The following is a 5,943-nucleotide window of genomic DNA, read 5'->3' on the forward strand; positions in this document are numbered from 1 at the left end:
TGACCGGGGATAATTCCAAGGATATTAATTAATCTTTCGTCTGTCGAGGCGGAGACCTTGATTATCTGAGGTAACTGAGTGAACATCGCGTCTATCACTCCCTCATACCCGTCGTAGGTATTCCCCTTAAAGCCTGCGCTTTCGTAATAGATAACGGGCACCCCTTGCTCGGCGAGTTCGGCCGTCATGGCGGAAACGTCGTCCCCGACCATTTCGGATTCACAGCCCGCAAGCACAAGATACAGTTTGCCTTCAAATACCTTTGTGGTGTTTTTCATTTGTTCTCGCAAACGGGAAGCGCCTCCGAAAATGACCTGTTTTTCGTAGATATTGGAAGCTGGTATTTCCGAACCGGACAAATAGGGACTTACCCCGCCGCCCGCTCGTGCGGCATAGAACTGCTGAATAGCACAGCCTGAGGTGGAATGTACAATCGGGATTACCCCTTCGATTTGTGTAACAGTCTGCAAGGCTCCGTGAAGAGTGCAGCCTAACCGAGGTTTTTCAACGCCATTCATTATGTTACCTCTCGCTTCACGTACCAATTTGCGCTGCGTTTAAACCACGTGTCTTTATATAAACAGCGCGGGGCAGCATGAAGTGTACCAGCAAATACAGGGCGTGTTTCTGTGCGCCGCAAACTTCGCAACAATTCTGCCGCGCCTTCATATCCGTAACGTGTTTGTTTTTCCACCGATACGGGGAATGCCCCTGCCTCAGCTGCCCACGCGATATTTTTGTGCCCTGTAATGAAAAAAAAGGGACATTTTTTTCTAAAAACATTGGCAAGTTCAAAAGGCTGTCCGTTTCCAACATATACTGGCGTGTCGACAGGCAGGCGGGAGAAGGACTCACTGTTGGTATCGTCCGCCGAATCGACTGATATACCCATTACGTCCGCGCCGAGCTCTGCCAAAAAAAGAGCGGTCTCAGCGGCTTCTTCCACAGGCAAGGCGATAAAAACACTTTTCTCTGCCATTGGTTTTTTTGTAAACAGTTCGGCGAACTGCTCGCATTGTGCCTCTGCCACACGCTGCGCAATATCTTTCCACCCAAGCAAAGTGCCGACAGACAAGAGCCATTCGGAGGTTGCCTTGATACCGATAGGTGTCCGGCTTCTCAGCGATACAACGCCTGTTTTTTCTTCAAGCCCTTTCAGGAACACATCTGACTGTGAATCGTTTATAGCGATATTCGCCCTTGCAGAACCGGCGCAGACTATTTGCGCGCTATCGGCGAATTTCGGGATAACGTTGACGCCGAATTTATCCGGCAGTATCAACCGCAACAGGGAGACAAGCGAATCAACGCTGCGGCGGTTTTCGTCTACCGCAATCAGATTGATGAATTCCCCAACCTTTAACCCTGCGTCTATGCAATCTCTGGACTCTAGTCCAACGCCTATGAGGTGTTTGCCGATACTGTGCAGCGCCACGTCTATGCCGTTTACCGCCGTTTTAGACTTAAACCCGTCGGTTACAACGGAAATGATTTTACAGTCAAGTTCACCCTCTAGCTCAAAAATCGCAGAATTAATATCGTCGTTATTAATAGCGACGACAGGAGTACTCACAATGAAAATCACTTTCGGGTGCTGTTCGTGATATGCGCGCGTAATCGTATCGCGGAGTTTGGCATCTCCGCCAAGTATCGTGTCTTTTTCGTCAAGCGCGGTGCTGTACCAAGTGCTGGAATTTCCACGGCACAAATCCAGACAAGCCGCTCCGCAGCCAATAGCGCCGTGAACAACAACTACCGCATCTCGTATTGTACAAAGCAGCGACAAAGCTGCCAAAATGTCGTCGGGGTTTGCCTGAGTAAAAGTACGGATATTTTGCTGCCCTTCTGCCGCAGCAAATTCGTCCAACAGCGACCGTATCGTCCCCTGATAGGCTGACAGCGCCGAGCAGCGCTTTTCCCTCGACGGCACATTCTTTTCAGCGAATATCGGCATTTTGCCTCACAATGCCCCGTCGTTCGGCGTGCTTTCAGCTTGCAGATAAATATTGTCTCCCCAGTTTCGCGCCCAGTCGCGCAGTTCCGTCACATCGAGCGGATTTGGCACAGACAAATCGTCTGTTTCGGCAATATATTTTGCGAGACTGCGGTACATAGCGGCGTGTTCCGACGCGGGATTCGTCTCAAGCACCGTTTTGCCGTACAGTTCGCTTTGCGACACGACCAGCGAACGCGGGACGTATGCCACCGCTTTCGTGCCTGTTTTCTGGGCAAAGTCGTTGATAATGTTTTTTGAATAGCCCGCCGAAAGTCCGTTACCGATAATGCCGCCCAGCCTCGCGCCGCCGGTGGGCGCGTATTTGCTGATAGCTTTGAACAGATTGTTGGCGGCGTATATAGCCATAAAGTCGGACGAACTGACGACATACGCGCGGTCAGTTATGCCGTCGCGTATGGGCACGGCAAAACCGCCGCACACAACGTCGCCGAGCACGTCGTACAGCACAAAATCCGGCTCAAACTCTTCAAACAGCTTTAACTCCTGCAAAAGATTCACCGCCGCGTTTATGCCGCGCCCCGCGCAGCCTACACCGGGAACCGGTCCGCCCGACTCAATGCAGAGCACGCCTTTGAAACCGCGCGCCGATATGTCGGACAAACGCACCTTGCTTCCGCCGCGCAGACTGTCCAGCACCGTGGGCAGATACGTGTTGCCGCGCAACGTGTTGGTCGAATCGCTTTTCGGGTCGCAGCCGATTTGTATCACCTTGTATCCCGCGTCAGCGAGCGCCGCGCTGATATTGGACGTGGTGGTGGACTTGCCTATGCCGCCTTTGCCGTAAATGGCAATATGTTTCCCATGCTGCATCATTTTACTTTCCTTCGTTCTTACGTTTTCCCGCCTGCCGGACGATACGGCTTCAGTCCCCGTTCAGGCAGGGACAAATCGTCAGGAAACATGCTGTATAATCCCTACCGTATCAGTAAGGATTATGTGTGTCAAGACGGCATGCAGGGTTTCGCGCGCGCCGTTGCAGCTTGCGCGGCTTGGGTTGCAGGCAGCAAGTCCCGCATTATGGTTGTCCGGCGTTGCCAATAGCGGAAGTCACTTGTTTTTCAAAGATTCATATTCACACATCTTCGGCCGTATCTTTGCCGCAAGCGTTTACTTGATATGCCCTCTCGCTCGGCGAATATGTTCCCGTATTTTTCGGCGAGGCGCTTTGCTTTTTCCGCCGCGAGTCCGCGGTAGCGTTCGGGGCAGGCGAAGAACGACGCGGGGTCGCTGACGCCGAGCTTTTCAAGCTGCGCGGTGATTAGGGCAAACGTGTCGGCGTGCGCCGAAAGCGCGTCAAAGAAGCTGCCGCCCGTTCGCTCGGCTTCCAGCGTAATTTTGCGGATAAGCTCGTGCGCGTCGGCTATGCCCGCTTCCGAAAGCAGGAGATACGCCGGTTCGGCGAGCACGCCGCCTTTCACTTTGCCGCCCGCGTTGTTCAGGTTCCACGTCATGCCTTCGCGGTCGGCGCGCAAATCGGCGGTAATGCTCTTCATGCGCTCGACGGCGAACGAAAATCCCGCCAGATAGTCGGCGACGAAACGCCCGCTCGCCGAATTGCTCAAGTCGCGCTGGTGCTCCGAAATCTGGTCCATGAAAAACGTTATGACGTGCGGCGCGAACGCCTTCCACAGGGATTTGACGTGCTCGCTGTTCCACGGGTTGCGTTTCTGCGGCATTGTGGACGACCCCACCTGTTCCGAGCCGAATTGCTCGAACACTTCGCCGATTTCCGAGCGCTGAAGGTTGCGCAAATCGTCCGCGAGGTTGGCTATGACGCCGAACGCGACATTCAGCTCAAGCAAAAGGCGGAGCAGGTATTCCGGCTCGACCAACTGCGTCGAGTGCTCGGACGGTTTCAAGCCGAGATATGCCAGATACCGCTTCTCCAATTCCTCCGGGTCGCGGACGAGCATTGCGGTGCCGTTATACGCGCCGACGGGACCGGCGAGTTTGCCCTTCAGTTCGCCCGCGCGCCGCTCAATTTCGAGAATCGACTTTCCGAGGCGGCTCACATATTCGGCAACGGCAAAGCCGAAGGTGATAGGGACGGCGTGCTGCCCGTGCGTGCGCCCGACTTGCGGCGTCTCGGCTTCGCGGAGGGCTATGGCGCACAGATTTTGTTCCAGCCCGTTCAGCAAGGGGAGAATCACCCGCCGCACGCAGTCGCGCACCCGCATTGAAAGCGCGGTGTCGAGGATATCCACGCTCGTCGCGCCCAAATGCACGAGGTGCGCCGTTCCTGCCGGCACGATTTGCTTCAGCACATTCACGAGCGCGCGGATATTGTGCTTGGTTTTCTCTTCCTCCGCGTATACCGCGTCGGGGTCAACCGCGTTGGCGGCTCGGTCGAGCGCCGTCCTGAGCGGAGCGGTGAGCTGGTTCCGCAGCGCGAGGTGCGCTTTGATAAGCGCGATTTCGGCGCGGGCGCAATAGCGGACGGCGGCGCGTTCGGAAATATACGCCGAAAGGGATTCAAACACGGCGGCTTCCGACACCGAATACCGGTGGTCGAGCGGGGATATGTTCAGGAAAATGTCGCGGCTCATCGTGCCGCCCGCATGCGGCGGCGCGGCGGCGCGGCGGCGCGGATTACCCGTATCTTTTTCACCGACCAGCGAATCACGGCTTGGGGAGTTTTCCCCCGCATATATCGGCGGCGGGTCTTTTGTTTTATCGTAGAAACGGAACGTATGTTTGTCTATTTGAAAAAGCAAATCGTCGCTCCCGTCTTCATGAACATGATAGTGCTTCCTGCTGTACGCGTTCACGGAAAACTTTGCTAAGCGATTCGCTATGGTGGAACGCTTTGTTTTTGGGTAGTTTGCCGCGAACCACGCCGCGATTCCTTTCCGCGTAATTATGCTGTCCGCAGGCAGCGCGCCGCAATATTCTTTAAACAAGCCGTCCACCGATTTTTCATATATTTTTACGTTCATGCGAATTCCTTTTCTTGCTGCTCTGTCAGACGTTGCGCCTGCTTGCGAAGCGCCGCACCGCGGACGACGCTACAACCTTTTAACAATATCCTTTTTCCGCAATCCATTCTTTTTAGCCTCCGCGTTCCAGAAAACATTGGTTGCCATAAAGCGCCAGTCGATATAGGGGAAATTAGGACTAAACAATATATCGTCTCCCTTTTGTCTGTTTTGTATATTGTTGTTTAAAACGGCTAAAGCATTCCTTAGGTTTTTATGCGGTCCGTGTCCTAAAGGAACATTACTAATAAATGGCAGCATTTCTCCGGCTCCCTGTCCAATGCCCTGCCCGTAAATAAATCCCGTATGGCTGCACCAGTTTTTTATAATCTGTAATGCAATTTCATTTTGCTTCCCTTCGTAAAAGCCATTATTGGCAAGCGCATACACATATATCCCGTGTTTTAGGGGATTCTTTTGAATGTGTTCGTCTAGTTGAACCATTGTGCGGAGCAAATGAGACGGTATCGCGTCCACATAAAGCGGAAAAGCAGTGACAATTGCGTCCATATCGGCTAATTCCGCTAACTGCTCTTCATATAATGTACTTCCATATTCGCTGACGGTATTGCCTGCGTTTAATTTTGTACGCAAAAAACCGAGCAAAATTCCGGTATTGCTTTTGTGCGCAGATTTAGGGCTGCCGTTCAGCAAGGCGATATTCATTATATTTCCCCTTCAATTTCTTCAAAGCTATTGAAAAAATATACGCGCGTATTCTTTTCGTTGTAACTTATGGAATTTGCTTTTACGAGCCGTTCCGCCATTTCCCGTTCCGCTTCGGTGCTGGTGCCATAAAAATAAACATTTTTACTGAATTGGTTTTTATATCGCTGTTTATGGTGCGTTTCATGATTTGCCGTGACAAAATAAGGCAGCAGATACGGTATGCTTCTACCCCAAACATTCCGTATAAAAGGACTATAACTCCCGTACACGCATTTGCTGATA

Annotated in this window: 4 protein-coding genes and 3 pseudogenes; all 7 read right to left on the reverse strand. The window is 52.6% G+C overall.

Annotated elements, in window-relative coordinates; genetic code table 11:
* A partial coding sequence (locus AWU74_RS03255; protein WP_306700947.1) for a nitrogenase component 1 occupies nucleotides 1–518 on the reverse strand: 518 nt, incomplete at its 3' end.
* The gene (locus AWU74_RS03260; RefSeq protein ID WP_059368983.1) at nucleotides 518–1,954 is read right to left on the reverse strand and encodes a nitrogenase component 1; all 1,437 of its coding nucleotides are present in this window, start codon (nucleotides 1,952–1,954) and stop codon (nucleotides 518–520) included. The genes AWU74_RS03255 and AWU74_RS03260, both read right to left, overlap by 1 nt.
* A gap of 6 nt (nucleotides 1,955–1,960) precedes the next feature.
* The gene (locus AWU74_RS03265; protein ID WP_059368982.1) at nucleotides 1,961–2,830 is read right to left on the reverse strand and encodes a nucleotide-binding protein; all 870 of its coding nucleotides are present in this window, start codon (nucleotides 2,828–2,830) and stop codon (nucleotides 1,961–1,963) included.
* Nucleotides 2,831–3,162: 332 nt separating this feature from the next.
* Nucleotides 3,163–4,563, reverse strand: a pseudogene (locus tag AWU74_RS03270) (lyase family protein); the annotation flags it as partial.
* Nucleotides 4,564–4,710: 147 nt separating this feature from the next.
* A pseudogene (locus tag AWU74_RS13735) lies at nucleotides 4,711–4,953 on the reverse strand (DUF7669 domain-containing protein); the annotation flags it as partial.
* A 69-nt stretch (nucleotides 4,954–5,022) separates the two neighbouring features.
* Nucleotides 5,023–5,658, reverse strand: a complete 636-nt coding sequence (locus AWU74_RS03275; RefSeq protein ID WP_059368981.1) for a hypothetical protein — start codon at nucleotides 5,656–5,658, stop codon at nucleotides 5,023–5,025.
* A pseudogene (locus AWU74_RS12605) lies at nucleotides 5,658–5,943 on the reverse strand (flavodoxin family protein); the annotation flags it as partial. The pseudogene AWU74_RS12605 and the gene AWU74_RS03275, both read right to left, overlap by 1 nt.

Source organism: Treponema endosymbiont of Eucomonympha sp., assembly GCF_001028545.1.

Excerpts from the sequence above, each read along its gene's own strand:
- AWU74_RS03275 (WP_059368981.1), bottom strand. The coding sequence starts at position 5,658 with ATGAATATCGCCTTGCTGAACGGCAGCCCTAAATCTGCGCACAAAAGC.
- AWU74_RS03265 (WP_059368982.1), bottom strand. The coding sequence starts at position 2,830 with ATGATGCAGCATGGGAAACATATTGCCATTTACGGCAAAGGCGGCATA.
- AWU74_RS03260 (WP_059368983.1), bottom strand. The coding sequence starts at position 1,954 with ATGCCGATATTCGCTGAAAAGAATGTGCCGTCGAGGGAAAAGCGCTGC.